Consider the following 16851-nt stretch of genomic DNA (forward strand, 5'->3'; position numbering starts at 1 on the left):
TGTGTAAAACCTGGGAAATATATCAATATTATCTGATATTGTTGTGGAGGGGCAGGGAGAAACAGAAGGTAGAACCGATGTTTTCTTCACTCTCTACCCATATTTTACCACCTTCCTGCCTGATGATTTCAGCAGAGATAAATAATCCAAGTCCCATACCCTGATAAGAATATGCCTCTGCAGTACTCACCCTGTAAAACTGGTCGAACACCCGCTCAATATTTTCCTTGCTGATGCCAATCCCAAAGTCCTGTACGCTAAAAACTACGTCGGTACTGCGCTGTGCGGTAGTAATTAAAATCCTGTCCCTGTCCGGAGAATATTTTATTGCGTTAGAGATCAGATTGTTCATCACCTGGCTGATCCGCATTTTATCGCAAAAAATATTGCCCATAAAACTAAGATTCGTCTCGATGGCATGTTTGTTTTCCTGAAAATCCATATCCCGCAAATTATCGGTTACGATTTCATTAAAGGAATAATAATCGCGTTTGAAGTCCAGTCTGCTGTTGTTGATCTTACTAACATCCAGCAAATCTTCCAGCAAAATGGTGAGTTTGCCCACTTGTCCGGTGAGCCGTGTCATCATATCTGCCTTTTGTAAGTCACCCTCCTTTTTGAGCATCCTCTCCAGCAGTTGTGCATAGGCTTTGATGCTGGTAACAGGGGTTTTTAATTCATGACTGGCAATACTCAGGAAGTTATCTTTTTGGTATTGCAGCTTACGCTGTGCTTCAATCCCAGCAGTTTCTTTGGTAATATCTGTGACGATGCCCGCAAAGTGCTGTATCGTTTTAATATCCTCATACAAAGCTTTACCTACAAAGTGCAGCCACTTGATTCCCTGATCCGGGGTAATGATTCTGAAGCGGCAGTCACAACTCCCGTCGCTGTCAGCATGGAAGGTGTTCATGAATGAATTGTATACCTCTCTCACATCATCGGGATGCACATTCTGGAGGACTTCCTCGAATGACAGTCCCCCTTCTTCGCATAGACCGAAAAGCTGCTGCCCAAGAGCATCCAGAAAGAGATAATCATGTGACAGGTCGAAGTTCCAGGTACCGATAGCTGCTGACTGCAGGGAGAAGTTAAGGCGTTCCTCTGATGCTGCGATCTTTTGCTGGGCGAGAACCAACTCAGTTACATCTGTAGCGGAGTGGATAATGCCTTCTATATTTCCGTTGACATCCCTCAGCGGGCTATAGGTAAAATCATAGTAGAATGTTTGCAACAAACCATTTACCTCCAGAACTGCTGCGGCTGCTTTGGCTGAGAAAGCTTCGCCGGTACGGTATACATTTTGAAGAAGGCTGATAAAAGGCTGTCCCTCAAGCTCAGGAACAGCCTTAACAAGGCTTTTACCAATGACAGAACTGTCTTTACCCCAGAAACCAATCATTGCCGGGTTAGCCATTACAATTTCCATATCCAGCCCACTGTATATAGCTGTAGCACCAGGAATGTTCTCAAACAATATCCTGTATCTCTCCTCTGCATTTCTCAGTTCCGCCCGAATGTTTTCCATAACCATATAACAGTCTAATCAGTAATAATTCAACCCTATTTACTAAATGTTCTTAGGGTTGTAAGTACCGTTTTCCCTGTCATTGTTATAATTCAGTGCATCGTTTCCCTTCGCGTTGTCATCAACAGCTTTACCTTCCTCATTATCCGGTAATGGAGTTTCTTCATCAGAGTCATAAGTAGTCTCAAATCCAGGATCTACACTTGGGTTTTCAAATTCCAGTTCCTCTTCTTCATCACCGTCAGGTCTGTTATCATTCAGCTTTTCATTCTCCGGATATTTATTGATGTCTTCCATAGTTTTGAGGTTTTGTGTTATACTGCTTTGTCTGGCATTGCGGGTATAACAACTGTTTCATCCTATAGTTTGAAGATAAAAAAAAATGAATATCTGACTGCAGTTTTATTTAATGGCCACTATGGTATAATTGATTCCAACCGGGTTGTTTTTCACCTGGCAGATCAACGGAAATTGCGGGTCGTTTAATATCCACAATTCTCCATGTTCTTCAACTCCCATCACATGCAGCACATCCAGTTTACGGTCACCAGCTTTAAACACTGCTTCCGCTCCGTCATCTTTTAACACGTAAGTGGTTTGATTATACACAAACTTTCCATCCTTTTTTAATGCGCTGAAAGCATTTTTTGAAATCACTGCAAAGGTTTCATCATCCGCAAGCCGCAGTACTGATGAAGCTGCCGGCTGCACAAAGTTGAGCTTGCTTCCATTCTGGAAACCCTCTTTAGAAACGAGGTAGCTGCCCGTAGCAAGTCCCCTCAGGTTCCAGTCGAGCTGCACACTGTCCCTAGCAGATTTTACAGTCATGCCGATAGCTACAGTTTGTCCGTAGAGGAAAAACTTATAATCCAGCTTTGTACCAACCGTGATAGTTGGCTGTTGTGCGGATGCTGTAGCAGACAGTACAATCAGCATCAAAAGATATATTATATTTCTGATCATGGTTTAAGGCTTAAAGGTGGAAGAATCCTGGTGCCCCAGGCTGAGGGTTTGGCATCCATCTCCAAAACGAGTTCCCCGCCATTCAGAATATCCTCATGTTCTATCCATGCCTGGTTAAATACTTTGCCATTTAATCTGGCAGATTTGATATACACATTTTTTTCCGACAAGCCATTGGCGGTGACTTTAAAATCCTTCCCATTCTCCTGATGGAAGACCGTTTGTCTCAGCAGGGGTGAATTGATGAGGTAGTAAGATTGCCCGGCGTTCGGGTATAAGCCGATCATATGAAATGCCAGCCATGAAGACATCGCACCGGAATCATCATTTCCGGGGAGGCCGTTACGGCTGGTATTATAACTCGCCCCGATGATCTGCCTGATGCGCTCCGAACTCAGGTCCGGCCTTCCTATCCAATGATAAAGAGTCGGCGTCAGGAAAGAAGGTTCATTGGCTACATTATAGAATTTTTTATCAAAAAAAGTATCCAGCCTTTTTCTGAAGGCAGCATTGCCACCGGATTTCTGAATCAGGGCAGGAATTTCATGCGGGATGCTGAATGAATATTCCCAGGAGGTACCTTCATAGAAAAAGCCGCACCAGTGACAGGCATACCAGGGAGTTTCACGGGTCAGAGGCGTATAAATATAAGTCGGGTGCTGAATTTCTGAATTACCATAAGGAATAGTATCCAGCCATTTGCCTTCAGCATTTTTAGGAAGGATAAATCCCTTGGAACCTTCATGGGTATAATCATCACGCCAGAGGTTTCTCCAGTTGGCCGACTGCCTGATAAAGCGGTCATATATTTTCTGACGCTTAAGACCTTTCGCAACGGTAGCGATGTTATAATCATTATAGGCATAGTCTACGGTACGGTTACCAGATCTCACCACAGAAAAAGGCACATAACCAAGCCTGTTGTATTCCGTTAAGCCACCCCGGCCTTCCTGTTCTTCATTTCCACCCGGAGGCACCGTAGCGTCTTTGAGCATAGCTTCAAGACCCAGCTCATAATCGATTCCTTCCAGCTTTTTTACAAAAGCATCAGCGATCAGCACTTCGCCATGTGAGCCACCCTGCGTTCTGCCGTTGGCATTCCCGCTTCTACCATCAGGCAGGTAACCATCATGTTTGTAGATATCGATCAGCGCATTGACAATCTCCACTTCCCTTTTGGGAGAGATCAGCGTAATCAGCGGGTTTGAAGTCCTGAAAGTATCCCATAACGTATAAAAATCATCATAGTAAGGCTGATCGTTTGTCCACATCGGGTTCTCCCCCGTACGGTTTACCGGCATCAGCATGGTATGATACAAGCCCGTATAGAAAAGCTGTTGCTGGGTTGTGCTGGCCTTTGGATCTATTTCAATACGACGGAGCAGTTCTTCCCATTTGTTTTGCAAGCCTGTGAGCACCTGATTGAAATCCCAGTCGGGAATCTCCTGTGTAATATTAGCTTTAGCTTTAAGCGAACTCAGGAAAGAGATCCCGATCTTCATGTTCAGCTGTGTTGCGCTCCCTCCTATACCCAGCAGCAATCCTGTTTTCTCATTGCTGTCAAACTGAACTGCCACATTAGGAAACAATTTTTGCCCTTTCCAACTGGTGTAAGAAGTTACGGGCTGGTCTAAAACTGCATAAAAATAAACCGTATAAGCCCTTCCATTGTTCCAGCCGGCACGGATGCGACTGTAGCCACGGATTTCTGTCGGGGATACCAGTTCGATCTCTGAGCCTACAAACTGCTGTGCTTCCCGGGCATCAGGTACGGGCTGCTCGCCAAGAAAGAAACCTGCATCTATTTTCAGCGATTTTTGTGCTGCTGCAGGATAGCTGAACTTGTAAAAAGCGGCTTTGTCAGCAGTAGTAATTTCCGTTTTAACCTGGTTTTTTTTGAGCAGTACGCTGTAATAACCCAGTTTAACGGTTTCATTTTCGCGCATGGAGGATTGTTCCTGACTATCCAGTGCACCTGTAAAGGGCATCACCTGGATATTGCCATACTTGGGTCCGCCGCCTGTTCCACTGACATGAAGCTGACTAAATCCTGTAACCGCTACAGGTTCAGGCAGCCAGCCACTGTTGGGTGCAGTACCGCAATCAGGCGAGGGTTTTACCATCCCGAAAGGATAAGAAGGACCAATGAAGATCCTTCCGAGGCCCTGAGAGCCAATCATCGGGTCTACAAAAGTGTGATGTTTTTCCTGTGCTTTTCCTGGAACAGTCCAGAGCAACGCAGCAAGAAGAATGGTGTTTAATGCCTGGTATTTCAAACTCTAGTTGTTAAATAAGGGATTTAATCTAAAATATTTTCCGTCTTTGAAGCTCACCTCATAGTCAGATTTAAAATGCGTACTTTTCTGATAGTAGTCTGTCGTGATGATCTGGGCACCTGAAACACAGGCAGCGTCAAATGCTGAGCGGTCATTCCTTCTTGCTTCCTGTGTATCTGAATCAGCGCGTGTACGGATGATATATCCCTTTTTTACCAATCCCGGAATTTCAGGACTTTTGGCATTGTTGATAATCATCATTGCCGCTTCAGGTCTGCCGGCAACAGCATTGGCAAACATCGTTCTGCCTTTCAGGGAAGGGTGATTTTTGATATAAAGTTCCATCTTCTCCCCTTTCTGATCAAACATAAAGATAAACTTGCCCCTTGCGGCTTTCAGCGCCGGCCAGTTGTCATGCAGTACAGCATCCTCAAGTGTTTTGTATTTGCCGCGTACCTGATCAGGAGTGATCACTTTACCTTTACCCAGGGTCTTCAGGATCACCTCATCCAGCTCATCGAAAGTCTCAGCAGTAAACTTCTCCGGAGCACTGAAGCCCTCACCTTTCATGATATTATCTTTTGCTTCGAGCGTGATAAAGATTGGCGTATGATCAGGATTTGCATCAGACCATTTCTTCAGCTTTTCCAGGCCACCTTTGAAGGTGAGGAAATCACTGCGGAAATCGAGGTCCTGGATATGGAAAACCTTAAATCCCGGAGCATTCATTTCCTTCTCCACATCATAAGGCGCCTGATCTTTGGCCCAGTCGAGCCCCCTCGGGTGTGCATACTTTCCCCCTTTGGAATCTGCATACACATCTATCTCCAGGTTTCTCAATCCTTTGTCCAGTTGTGCGGTAACAGGTATGTGTTCATAGTCGATTCTGCTGGCCGAAACCGAATCTTTCATACTGAATGTTTTAAACAAATGCGGATCAATAGCAACCTTATAACTGTTGTGTGAACCGATCACCTGTATTTTGTTGATAGGAAGGTTTTCACCATCGCCGGGTGCAAATGCAGAAAGCGCAAAAAACAGCGTTGCGCAGGATAGGGATTTTAACATAAAAATTTGGTTTAAAATAGAAACAGCCGGTACTGGACCGGCTGTTAAGTTTGAGATTAATAACCTGGGTTTTGTTTCAGGTTGGTATTGAGTCTTAATTCTGAAGTTGGTACAGGATAGATTCTCTTTGTAGTGCTCTTATCCATTGTCAACACATCATTTTGTAAAGGATATTCTGTTTCGAACTGTCCGTAGCGGATCAGGTCATTTCTTCTCCATGCTTCCCATGAAAGTTCTCTCGCTCTTTCATCCAGGACGCTTTGCAGCGTAACTGTTGTTGCTAAAGGTGCACCAGCTCTGGTACGCACTTTATTGACCAGGCTCAGCGGAGTTTGTAAATCGCCGTTTACTGAAGTAGCAGTAGCACCACGCAGGATAGCTTCAGCCTTCATCAGCATCACGTCGGCAAGACGTAAGAAAGGCATATCATTGCCATTCAAGCGCGTTGCCTGGATCGCATTTACATCCGGCCAGTATTTTACGGAGCGGATACCTTTCGCCTGATCGGCTACTGTATTACCCACATCCATTGGTTTACCTGGTTTAAGGATCAGGTCTCTGGTGAGTTCGATCTGTGTAGTTGTTCCTGCAATAAATACAGGTTTAGTCAAGTCTGGTTTCCTGTTGGCATCCGGAGCATACTGTTTACCGATCAACCAGAATGAAGTACGGATATCGTTGGTCAGGTTAAACCTGTCATAGAACTCAGGAGTAGTACTCATAGAGATACTGAAACCAACACCCGGGATACCATATGCCGGAGCAAGCGCAGGGTAAAAACCAAACCTGGTGATCTGGTTACCAGGAATCTGCTGATCGTAAGGGATAGCGAAAATTGTCTCCGTGATCTGTGGACCGTTATTTACATCGAAAATATCAGAATATTTAGCGTCCAATGCATAGCTTGTATTTTTCAATACGCTATCAGCCATAGCTACTGCTTCAGGATATCTTGATCTGCCGGTATATACTTCAGCATTCAGGTACATTTTAGAAAGCAGCGCAAAAGCCAGTCCGCGTGTCGGTTTTCCATAGTACTGCACGTTATTGGAAGTAGTTTTCTGTGGCAGGTTTGGAATTGCTGCCAGTAATTCTTTCTCAATAAATTCAAAGACCTTATCTCTGCTTACTGTAGCAGGCAGTGCATTTGCAGGAACAGGGAAAGTTTCTATGATTGGGATATTACCATAAATATCCATCATCATGAAGTAGTACAGCGCACGCATGGTTTTCACTTCTGTAGTTCCTGCAAGTTTGATCGCATCAGATGAAGGCGCAACGGCAGTAGCACCGATCAGACGGTTACAGGTGTTAATCCCACCAAATCCCCATTCCCAAACGGTTTTCACGTTAGCGTGGTCAAAGGTCCAGGTATGGTAGTGTAATTGTCTGTACTGTCCACCATCATCAAAGTTACCGTCCCTTGCAGGCAGGATAGCTTCATCGGTAGACAACTCCTGCATCCTCCAGTAAGGTACTCCGTAGGATGAAGAAAGGTTTGAGTACATGGTACCATAAAAAGCTGCAAAATCTGCAGAGGTTACCGGGAAATTTTCTTTTACATATTGTGATTCTACATTCACATCCAGCTTGGTGCAGGATACTGCTGAAAGTAGTGCAGCGCATGCTGCTGTTAATAGATATCTTGTTTTCATTTGGTCAATATTTTGTTTTCATCTGTGATGAAGCTTGCATCAAATCCTCCTTTGATCTTTTGATGTTGATTTGATGCAGGTTTCATCTTGATAATGCTAAATAATTAGAATGATGCGTTAACACCGAAACTCAGCGTACGTGTTTTTGGGTAAAAATTGTTGTTGTCGATACCTGGTGTTGCTCCTCCCATATCAATCTCCGGATCAATTCCTGAGTATTTCGTGATTACGAATACGTTATTCGCAGAGAAATACAGACGGATGTTTTTGATGGTCGTAGATTTAGGTTTGATAGAGTAACCTAAAGTAGCGTTGTCCATACGCAGGTACGAACCGCTTTCCAGGTATCTGTCTGAGATCAGGTAAGCATTCACATCAGCAAAAGATTCAGTCAGGCTTGATCTTGGGATATTCTGCAGTTTTGCATCCGCAGGAGTGTTTAAACCTGCTGCTGTAGCATTCAGAATCTTGTTACCCAGTACGCCACGAACCAGGAAGTTTAAATCCCATTTTTTATAGTTGAAACTGTTGTTCCATCCATAGATAAATTTAGGCTGTGCGTTTCCGGCAATCTTCATATCTGTAGTTAAAGGCTGACTTGCGATAGTTTGTCCGGCAGCATTTACATAAGTACTGATACCAGCAGCATTTTTACCTGCGTAGTTCCACAGTTTGAAAGTACCTAAAGCTTCACCCGGCTGGATGATCTGGCTGTAGTTACCCGACTGTCCTTTACCACCTAACTGAGCGGTCTGGATGAAATCGATTTTGTAGATCGCATCAGAAAGCGCCTCAACAACGTTTTTATTGTGTGAGATATTTGGTGAAGTTGTCCAGCTGAAAGTTGGCGTTTTCACTGCTACGGCATTCAGCGTGATCTCAATACCTGAGTTTTTGATCTTTCCAACGTTTGCAGTAATCACGTTTGTAGGATATTGCGTTGTAGAAACCGCATACTGGTCATAGATTAGGTCAGATGTTTTCTTGATATAATAATCTACGGAACCCGTGATTCTGTTTTTGAATAAACCGAAATCAACACCAATGTTGCTGGTTGCAGTACTTTCCCATTTCAGGTCAAGATTCTCATTCCTAACAGGGCCAATCGCATTGCTGATCAGACCATTGTTATAAAATTTACTTCCGGCACCATAAACCAATAATGAAGAGAAGGCGTTGAAACCAAGACTGTTTCCTGATTTACCCCATCCTGCTCTCAATTTCAGGTCGCTCACTACTGGTACGCTTTTCATGAAATCTTCAGAGATAATTCTCCAGCCTGCAGATACTGCAGGGAATAATCCCCAGCGGCTGTTTAATCCGAAGGCCGATGAACCGTCATTCCTCAAGGAAGCGTTTAACAGGTATTTCTCGTTGAAATTGTACTGAGCCCTACCGTAGAAAGAGATCAGTCTCAATGTAGAGCTTACCAATGTCTGATCCAGGATCAGTTGGTTAAGTCCTGTAGGATTAGAGAGTGCAGGATTATTTGCACCTAACTGGTCATTTGAAAAACCTTGTGTTTGTAAACCAAAACCATCATTGGTTTTGTCTTCCTGCCATGAATAACCGGCAAGGAACTTCATGTTATGGTGACCTATTGTTTTATCGTAGTTGAAATATCCCTCAGCGATTTTGCTGGTGTTTAATACATCAGATCTGATAGCTACTCCGTTTGCATTTCTCGCTAATCCGGATTGGCTGTTTAAATAAGTATTATTGTTGTTCTGATCTTTTTGTGTTGATAAACTGGCAGTGAATTTTAATCCCTCCATAATGTTTACCTGTGCAGTACCGTTGATCAGTGTTTTTTCATTCTTGATTTTCACCAGGTTGTTATCAACCACAGAAAGCGGGTTACGTGTTCCGCTACCAGTTCTCAGGTAGTTTTCTTTGTAAGTACCATCAGCATTGAAAGGACTTACCGTAGGGAAAAAGAACAGCATGTTTGACAGAGCTGTAGTCTGAGAATACACATCTTTTCTGTTTGATGAACTATTTGAAATTGTAATCCCCAATTTCAGTCTGTCGTTAAAGAAACGCTGATTGAGGAATCCCCTGACGATGGTTCTCTGCAATGCCGTATTTTTGAGTACCCCCTGATTATCCAGGTAGTTGACACTGGCACCATAGTCAGAACTTTGTCCTGAGCCGCCGTAGGAAACGTTGTGGTTCTGAGAATAAGCCGTTCTCTGGATCAGGTCCTGCCAGTTGGTGTCAGAACCATCATCATCAAGTGCCGAAAGTGGCGCCTGTCCGTTATCGCTCAAATATTTACGCAATTCCGGCGCAGTTAACATATCATATTTACTGGATACGTTTTCAACAGCACCATAACCGCTGTAGGATAGTCTCGACTGTCCTGCTTTTGATTTTTTCGTCGTTACGATGATTACCCCGTTTGATGCTCTTGAACCATAGATCGCTGTTGAAGATGCATCTTTCAGGATGTCGATGGTTTCGATATCCGCCGGAGCCAGCAGATCGATTGAAGCTCCCGGAACTCCGTCAATAACGTAGAAAGGTTCCTGTGCAGCTCCTGTACGGAATGTGGATGGCCCCCTTAATGTTGTTGAAGGTTGTTTATTCGGGTCGCCACTCTTGGTTACGTTTAAACCCGCAACTTTACCCTGCAGCAACTGCGCAGGGCTAACCATCACACCCTGGTTGAAATCTTCTGAACCTACAGATACGACTGAACCGGTAAGGTCTTTTTTATTAGAACTACCATAACCAATTACGACTACGTCGTTAAGGGTTTTACTGTTTGCCTTCATGATCGGGCTTACATTTGTTCTGCTTCCCACAGGGATCTCCTGCGTTACTGTTCCAAGCATGATGAACACAAGAACATCCTGTGCATTGTTTACCCTGATTGAATAATCTCCATCCTGATTGGTGGATACAGCTGTGGAAGTTCCTTTTACCCTGACAGTAACGCCTGGTAAAGCTCCATTGGCCTCATCCTTTACAGATCCTTTTATAATTCTTCCACCTTGTTGTGCGAAGGCGCTCACCGATAACAACACGATCAGAATCAATGAAAAGATACCTTTCCATTGAGTTTGACTGGTTGACCGGGAAATTGGTGTGTAGTTTTTTTCCATAAATCGTTTTATTTAAGACCTTATAAATTTTGCACAAAGGTGTCCCTCGCAGTTTAAGATAAATCGGTTTAGATATTATCAAATTGTAAACAAAAGGGGCTCAATTACACTATTACGTTAATGAATGTTATCAGTGTATAAGGGGATCTTTATAGAAATGAGGAAGCGGGAAAGAGCTGATAATTTAATACAGAGGAAATATACAAAAATAGTTTTGATATAATCAACTGTCGCAGAAGAATAACCAGGAAGCAAATGAAGTAGCAGGACCGGGGCTTAATGAGAATCTTCTTCGGGGTCCTGCTTAGGGATTGGGTTAAAATCTGCATCCCAGATCTCATCTGCCACGTTGAATTGGGCATTCCGCAGCTGGCGCCTTTTATTGACGATATCATTTACATTCACAAAACCATCATACGGAATATGATCGTCTTGTTCCTGTTTTGATTTTTCAGCGTCGCTGTTAGGATCGGTTTGCATTGATAAATGATTTGCAGATACTGACCGTAAATATAAACTTAATATTTAAATAAGTTATAACGTATCCCCGCAAATCCTCTGATTCCCTGTAGTGGTGCATAATTATATTCCGTATCAAAGGTATACCCATTTGGATTGCTGACCGGATCTGCGGCAGTTTTATCAAAAGGATCAAATGCACGTATCAAAGCATATTTTGGTATAAAATTCAGGAGATTTTTTACGCCTGCATAGATCTCCAGCCCGCTGTCAAACTTCTTGGTAAACTGGATATTTGCCAGCGTAAACCAGGGTGAATATTCAGGACGGAAATCTTTGGGCTGTATGGGTAAACGCATCGGCCCAGTATAGACACCGGTAAGATCGACAACAAAATCGCCGGGAAAAGTATAGGAAACGAGGTAATTACCACTCCATTTTGGCGCATGCAGCTGAGCCGTTTTTTCAATTCCCGCACCATTGTCATCTACCTGGTATACATCAGACCAGGTAACTCCTGCCGATATCCGTAATGGCGAGTTAAAGGTCAGCTCGGTATTCATGGCTATCCCTCTCGAAATCGCATGCCCGTTGAGGTTGGCGTAAATAATCTTGTCGGGATCCTGATCAAAGTCGCCCGTAATTTTATTGGTGAAATAAGAATAAAACCCCGTCATATCCACATTTAACAACCCAAAGCCTGCAGGCACTTTCAGTACGTAGTTCAGGTTTCCGTTAAAAGAACGTTCAGGTTTCAGCTCTTCTGCAATCACCACCTGTCGCGCACCGGTAAGCGCCGCATGGTCTTCAGTAAATAAATTCACAACACGAAAGCCAGTTCCAAAGCTTGCCCTCAGCGTGTTCATCTGGTTTGGAGAAAATTTATAGGCCAGTCGCGGGGAATGTATGCTCCCGTGATTACGGTCGTAGTCGTAGCGGTACCCCGCCAGCAAGGTCTGCTTTTCTGCAAACTTCCATTCATCCTGGATAAATATTCCCGGTAAGGGCGTAGTTGCCGGCATATTATTAAAACCATTTGCAGATGCTGTAGCCGGCGTATTGTCATCATACCAGGTATAGCGGTAAGTGCCTCCGAGCAGCAGGTTGTGCTTTTTCCCCAGTTCCTTATCCCAGTACATTTGTGCAAAACCAACCTGCTGCGTAGCAATAAAGGGATTAAATCCGTAATACGAATTCTGGTGGTGCCAGTTATAGGATAGCTGGACCATGATCTTTTCCTTTACCGGTAGCTGGTACAGACCAATCAGCTCCCACCTGCGTGTATAGATGCTTTCCCCGTAAATACTATCAGATCCCCGGTAATCCTTATTCCAGTTCATCTGCCCACCCCAGCGGTCCTCGTTTACAAAACGTGCTGCCAGGCTGGCTTCCCTTTTCTCTTTCCGTTTAAAATTCCATTTGTTAAATAAGGAGATGCGGTGCTGAAGCGTTACATCCGTAAATCCGTCCCCATTGTTGTCTTTCGGCTGCTGATAATTGAAATAGTTTACCCCCAGCAAACTCTGGAATTTTTTACCACTGAATTTTACAGAGGCATCTACATTGTATTCCTGCCATGAAGTACCAAAAGCATCCACACTAAACAGAGGTGCTGTAACTGCATTTTTTGTAATCACATTGATCACGCCCCCCATTGCCTCTGATCCATAAAGAGAGGAGGCCGGTCCTTTAACCACTTCGATATGATCTACCAGGCTGTTGGGAATACCACTCAGGCCGTAAACAGTAGACAGACTGCTGATAATGGGCATCCCATCGATGAGTATCATGGTATATGCTCCCTCCAGTCCATTGATATGGATATCTCCGGTATTACAGATATTACAGTTTAACTGCGGACGAACACCATTGATCAGTCCCACGGCTTCAAACAGGTTGGGTGTAGGATTTTTCTGGAAAAATGCAGGAGTATAGACCTCCACGGGCACCGGGCTATCCAGTTTACGTACTGCTTTCATCGTTCCCGTTACCACTACCTCATTCAGGTCATCTGACTTCTCTTTCATTTCTACATCGAGTGTCAGCGTGCTGTCGGCAATGATACTGATGTCCTGCCGGTGGGTAACATAACCTACCGCAGTTACGCTGATTTCGTAGTTTCCCTGGGCAATGGCAGGCAGATTATACTCTCCTTCCTGATTGGATTGGGTTTTAAAACTTGTTTTCTTTATAGTAACTGTAGCATTTTTGAGAGCCTTATCAGCACTGCTGATTCTCCCGGCCAGTGTACCCTGCTGAGCATAGACCGAAAAGGAAAAAGATATTAAGAGGAGAGTAATTAGTTGCTTCATCTATCTATTGTTAGTCTTGACAATTTATATTAATTTGATTTGACAAATATATAAAATTAGACATGACTAATTTATGTAATTAGACAAATATTTATTTACTTTTGACTGATCATCAAAAAAATGAAGAAAACCTACTCCGAAGAAAATTATCTTAAAGCCATTTACCATCTGGGTAAATCCGATAATAAAGTAAGTCCGAAGGCCATTGCAGATGCACTGGAGAACAATCCTGCTTCTGTAATTGATATGTTGAAAAAGCTGCAGGACAAAGATCTGATCAGTTATGATAAAGTTCAGGGTGCAATTCTGAGTCGCAGCGGTGAGATGGCTGCGTTGGATATTATCCGTAAACACCGGCTTTGGGAGGTATTTCTGGTAGAAAAACTACAGTACGGCTGGGATGAGGTTCATGACATTGCTGAACAGCTCGAACATATCCACGATGAACAGCTGGCAAAGAAACTCGATGATTTTTTAGGCAACCCTTCCTTTGATCCCCATGGCGATCCTATACCTGCACAAAATGGGAAGATGCCTGTTTATGCAAGCAAACGCTTAAGTGAGGCGGATGAGAACCAGATGTGTAAGGTAGGAAGTGTGCGCGATACCTCTACCCCATTTCTGAAATATCTGAAACAACTGAAAGTAGGTTTGGGTTCCAGAATCCGGGTGATCGAGAAGATGGAATTTGATCAGTCGATGATCATTTCTATTGATGAAGGTGAGCCAAAAACCGTTTCCAGTAAGATGACTGACAATATTCTGGTGATCCTGGATTAAACGATTTTTCGCAATTATAAAACCTTGCGGACATACTGGTGTTTAATAGCTGAAGACTAAACCTAGCTCCGCATGAAACAACTCCTCCAGGTCCTTAATGTTGTCAGCCTCTTATTTACAATTGGTGTCAGCTACCTGCTTAACGGCCAGCAGGGAGGTTCTTCCATCGGTGCCATATCTGCTAAATATGATAATCTGCTCACTCCTGCGGGATATGCCTTTGGTATCTGGGGTCTGATCTACCTCTCGCTGATCATTTTTGCAATTTATCAGGCAGCAGACTTATTCAGGAAAGATCTTAAACGAAATTTTGTACTCAGTATTGGATGGTGGTTTATCATTGCGAACTTTGCCAATGCAGCATGGGTATGGGCTTTTACCAATGATCAGCCGGGCGTGTCACTGCTGATTATGCTGGTGATTTTTGTGTCACTGCTCAAAATTGTGATCAATACCCGGATGGAAAAATGGGATGCCCCAAACCCCGTAATATTTTATATCTGGTGGCCCTTCAGCCTGTATTTCGGATGGATAACCGTTGCGCTGATCATCAATATTTCGGCCTGGCTAACCGCGATCCAATGGACAGGCGCCCCGATTAATCCTGAAATCTGGGCCATACTGGTGTTACTGGTTGCGGCCTTTGTATTTATTGCCATGACCTGGACCCGAAATATGAGGGAATATGCCAATGTGGGTGTATGGGGAATCGTAGCTATCGGTGTTAAAAACTGGGCATTACACCCCCTCGTTGCATGGACGGCCATTGCCGTATCATTAACGATATTTATCAGTGCCGCGGCTCACGGGCATCTGAATCGTGCCACAGCACCTTTCGCAAAACGGGACAGAACAAAACTTTTGGATATTTATGAACAATCAGAATAATAACATGGAAAACGAGCAGCAAAGACCAGACGGGATCGATCAGTGGAACGACCGTCTGGATGAAAATTTAGAGAATGAAAATGAAGGCGATGTTACTGCCGATGAAAACGCAAAGGAGTTTTCCGAAGAACATGGCAGTGGCGACCAGTCAGATGAGGGGGAAGAGTAATACTACTTCCCTTTCTCACGTGCTGCTTTAAATTCTGATCCTTCTTTCCATTTAGGAAATGTGCTTTCATTACTCAACCTGAAGCCCAGGTCAAACAATAATCTTACATCCTCTACCATCCCGGATACATCAGCAGCGGGATCAAAGTTATCCTGAGGAGAGTGATAGCGGGACTTAAAGAAATCATCAGCCTGCTGCTGTCCCCATGCTTTTCCATGAGCGACATTGTCGACACCCGATCCTGTAAATAACGAAGGAATACCCATCTTCGCCAGATTAAAGTGATCAGAGCGATAGTACAATCCTGTGGATGGCTTCGGATCTGGTACTGTAATACGTCCCTGCTTCTTTGCAGAAACTGCGGCATAGTCTTCGAGTTCCGACTGACCAAATCCGTAGATCACAATATCTTTTGTTTTTCCTGCCAGCCCCATCATATCCATATTGATATCGGCTACAGTTTTTTCTACCGGAAATACAGGGTGTTTGGCGTAGTATTCTGAGCCCAGCAAGCCTTGTTCTTCTCCGGTGAAGGAGACAAATACAATTGAGCGTTCCGGTTTTGCTTTTTCAAAAGCCGCAGCAAGATCCAGCAAGGCAGCAACGCCGGTAGCGTTATCAGTCATACCGTTATAGATAGAATCTCCTTTTACAGGCTCTCCTGTACCTAAATGATCCCAGTGTGCAGAGTAGATAATATTTTCTTCAGGTCTCTTGGTACCGGGAATTACGGCTACGACATTATTTGAAACAGATTTTTTGATGGTATTGGTCACCGTTAAAGAAGTAGTCGCTTTGAGGTCTACAGCTTTGAAACCCGGTTTGAGGGCCTGCGCAAACAGTGCCTCTGACTGACCTGCGAGTTTGAAGAGTTGTTTAGCGATATCCATGGATATCCAGCCTTCTACAATGGCCCGCGACATGTTATTATCCTTTTCTTCAAGCTGCAGTTTGGACTTAGACCATCCGCTGCGTACAACAGACCATGGATAAGCCGCAGGCGCGGTGTCATGGATGATGAGTATTCCTGCAGCACCCTGACGGGCAGCTTCTTCAAACTTATAGGTCCAGCGGCCGTAGTAAGTCATGCTTTTCCCTTTAAACAGAGTAGAATCTGCAAATCCTGGATCATTGATCATCACCACTACGGTTTTACCCTTTACATCCAGTCCGGCATAATCATTCCATTTGTATTCAGGAGCCACGATACCATAACCGGCAAACACCAATGGAGAGTTCTCCAGGTTTACCTTTGGCAACACCCTTCTTGAACTGGCTACGAACTCAGTGAGATAGTTGGCAGTAACACTTCCTGAAGCTCCTTTAAAGACCATCCTGCTGTCCGGAACCGACTTAATTTCTACCATCGGTACCGCCTGAAAGTAGCTGTCACCATTCCCTGGCTTGAGCCCCAGTGCACTGAACTGTTCTTTCAGGTAATTGATTGATTTTGTTTCACCTATGGTAAAGGGCTTTCTACCCATAAACTCATCCGAAGCCAGCACACTGAGGTGTTTCACAAAACTGGAATCGTTGATCATTTTTACTGCAGCAGAATCTGCGGTTGGCCCGGCAGTGGTATTCTCCTTCTGCTGGCAGGCGCTTAAACAAACGCAGAGTGTTGCGTAAATGAGATTTTTCTTCAT

Annotated in this window: 13 protein-coding genes; 3 read left to right on the plus strand and 10 right to left on the minus strand. The window is 44.0% G+C overall.

Annotated features, from left to right (window positions below):
- Window positions 1–28: 28 nt before the first annotated feature.
- The 9 genes from OQY15_RS17985 to OQY15_RS18025 all read right to left on the minus strand — a co-directional run bounded on the left by OQY15_RS17985 (window position 29) and on the right by OQY15_RS18025 (window position 13368).
- Window positions 29–1528, minus strand: a complete 1500-nt coding sequence (locus OQY15_RS17985) for an ATP-binding protein (protein WP_265793297.1) — start codon at window positions 1526–1528, stop codon at window positions 29–31.
- Window positions 1529–1570: 42 nt separating this feature from the next.
- On the minus strand, window positions 1571–1825 hold the full coding sequence (locus tag OQY15_RS17990) for a hypothetical protein (RefSeq protein ID WP_265793298.1): 255 nt from the start codon (window positions 1823–1825) through the stop codon (window positions 1571–1573).
- A gap of 105 nt (window positions 1826–1930) precedes the next feature.
- Window positions 1931–2491 carry a hypothetical protein gene (locus tag OQY15_RS17995; protein WP_265793299.1) on the minus strand — a complete coding sequence of 187 codons (561 nt, stop codon included), beginning with the start codon at window positions 2489–2491 and terminating at the stop codon, window positions 1931–1933.
- On the minus strand, window positions 2488–4767 hold the full coding sequence (locus tag OQY15_RS18000) for a GH92 family glycosyl hydrolase (protein WP_265793300.1): 2280 nt from the start codon (window positions 4765–4767) through the stop codon (window positions 2488–2490). Before OQY15_RS18000 ends, OQY15_RS17995 begins: the two co-directional genes overlap by 4 nt.
- Before the next feature lie 3 nt (window positions 4768–4770).
- Window positions 4771–5835 carry a phosphatidylinositol-specific phospholipase C1-like protein gene (locus tag OQY15_RS18005; protein WP_265793301.1) on the minus strand — a complete coding sequence of 355 codons (1065 nt, stop codon included), beginning with the start codon at window positions 5833–5835 and terminating at the stop codon, window positions 4771–4773.
- Between the two features lie 56 nt (window positions 5836–5891).
- Window positions 5892–7490 (minus strand): RagB/SusD family nutrient uptake outer membrane protein, encoded by a 1599-nt coding sequence (locus OQY15_RS18010; RefSeq protein WP_265793302.1) that lies wholly within the window; start codon window positions 7488–7490, stop codon window positions 5892–5894.
- A gap of 104 nt (window positions 7491–7594) precedes the next feature.
- Window positions 7595–10597, minus strand: coding sequence for a SusC/RagA family TonB-linked outer membrane protein (locus OQY15_RS18015; RefSeq protein ID WP_265793303.1), 3003 nt, complete (start codon window positions 10595–10597; stop codon window positions 7595–7597).
- Window positions 10598–10873: 276 nt separating this feature from the next.
- Entirely contained in the window at window positions 10874–11077 is a 204-nt protein-coding gene (locus OQY15_RS18020; RefSeq protein ID WP_265793304.1) for a hypothetical protein, read from the minus strand.
- Window positions 11078–11115: 38 nt separating this feature from the next.
- Window positions 11116–13368: a TonB-dependent receptor gene (locus OQY15_RS18025; protein ID WP_265793305.1), complete on the minus strand. Its 2253-nt coding sequence runs from the start codon at window positions 13366–13368 to the stop codon at window positions 11116–11118.
- Window positions 13369–13488: 120 nt separating this feature from the next.
- Here OQY15_RS18025 and OQY15_RS18030 point away from each other — a divergent pair, with 120 nt between their 5' ends.
- The 3 genes from OQY15_RS18030 (at window position 13489) to OQY15_RS18040 (ending at window position 15205) form a co-directional block, all read left to right on the plus strand.
- A complete protein-coding gene (locus tag OQY15_RS18030) occupies window positions 13489–14148 on the plus strand; it encodes a metal-dependent transcriptional regulator (protein WP_265793306.1) in 660 nt (219 codons plus the stop codon).
- Between the two features lie 72 nt (window positions 14149–14220).
- Entirely contained in the window at window positions 14221–15036 is an 816-nt protein-coding gene (locus OQY15_RS18035) for a tryptophan-rich sensory protein (protein ID WP_265793307.1), read from the plus strand.
- Window positions 15020–15205, plus strand: a complete 186-nt coding sequence (locus OQY15_RS18040) for a hypothetical protein (protein WP_265793309.1) — start codon at window positions 15020–15022, stop codon at window positions 15203–15205. The genes OQY15_RS18035 and OQY15_RS18040 overlap by 17 nt, the downstream gene beginning before the upstream one ends.
- Before the next feature lie 2 nt (window positions 15206–15207).
- Here the strand turns inward: OQY15_RS18040 and OQY15_RS18045 are convergent, their stop codons facing one another.
- On the minus strand, window positions 15208–16851 hold the full coding sequence (locus OQY15_RS18045) for a M28 family metallopeptidase (protein ID WP_265793310.1): 1644 nt from the start codon (window positions 16849–16851) through the stop codon (window positions 15208–15210).

It is taken from the genome of Pedobacter sp. MC2016-15, assembly GCF_026239695.1.
Lineage (GTDB): Bacteria > Bacteroidota > Bacteroidia > Sphingobacteriales > Sphingobacteriaceae > Pedobacter.